This window comes from Pseudomonas californiensis (assembly GCF_021147775.1).
Taxonomy (GTDB): Bacteria; Pseudomonadota; Gammaproteobacteria; order Pseudomonadales; family Pseudomonadaceae; genus Aquipseudomonas; species Aquipseudomonas californiensis.
Window position 1 is genome coordinate 1 of sequence record NZ_JAGTPK010000134.1, and the last position, 840, is coordinate 840.

An 840-nucleotide genomic window follows, 5' to 3' on the forward strand; every position below is an offset into this window, starting at 1 on the left:
GCAATGCTACTCCCGCCGCGTTTAAGGGCAATGATCCGTTCATGCACTTTAGCATTTGGTTTACGTCCTTTATATCGACCAGCGCTCTTGGCCAGGTCGATGCCTTGCTGCTGTCGCTCACGCCTATCTTCAAAGTCGTCACGCGCTATCTGCAATGCCACACGCAACAGCATGTCTTGAACGCCTTGCAACACCACTTTGGCGACGCCACTGGACGCCTCGGCCAATTCCGATAGATCGACTATGCCCGGCACAGCCAAGCGTGCGCCCTTTGCCCTGATCGCGTCCACAAGCTTTTCTGCTTCGACCAAGGGAAGGCGGCTGATGCGGTCGATCTTCTCTGCGATAACGACTTCACCCGGTTGCAGGTCCTCAATCATGCGCAACAGTTCGGGTCGGTCAGATCGAGCGCCCGAGGCTTTTTCGCGATAGACAGCTGCCACGTAGTAGCCCGAGGTTCGCGCATTGCCAATGATCGCTTCTTGACGCTGCAAGTCCTGGTCTTCGGTGCTGACACGCAGGTACACCCGCGCAACATTGATGGTCGTCATAGAATGGCCTATTTGAGTATACCCAAATAAGCCGAGCTTATCAGCTATGGCTCAATTGACCTAAAGGCAACCCTAATGAGCCGTGCCAGAAAGAACTACTCTTTTGAGCCATACCTAACGCCAAGGACATGGATTGTGTTGGACCAGCCGGAGCGGGCACCTTGCATAGCAAGAAATACATGTTTTCATGAATAAATGCTTTCATGAAATTATTCTTTTAGTATACTGTTTCACGCTGGCATTGCCGACCAGGCAGATAATTTCAGCATTTCAGCATTTCAGCATTTCA

Annotated in this window: 2 protein-coding genes; both read right to left on the minus strand. The window is 51.7% G+C overall.

Annotated elements, in window-relative coordinates; translation table 11 throughout:
* Window positions 1-551 (minus strand): recombinase family protein (locus tag KDX37_RS29295; RefSeq protein WP_231656649.1); only part of this gene is annotated, 551 nt, incomplete at its 3' end.
* Window positions 552-591: 40 nt separating this feature from the next.
* On the minus strand, window positions 592-756 hold the full coding sequence (locus tag KDX37_RS29300) for a hypothetical protein (protein WP_183139094.1): 165 nt from the start codon (window positions 754-756) through the stop codon (window positions 592-594).
* Window positions 757-840 lie beyond the last annotated feature (84 nt).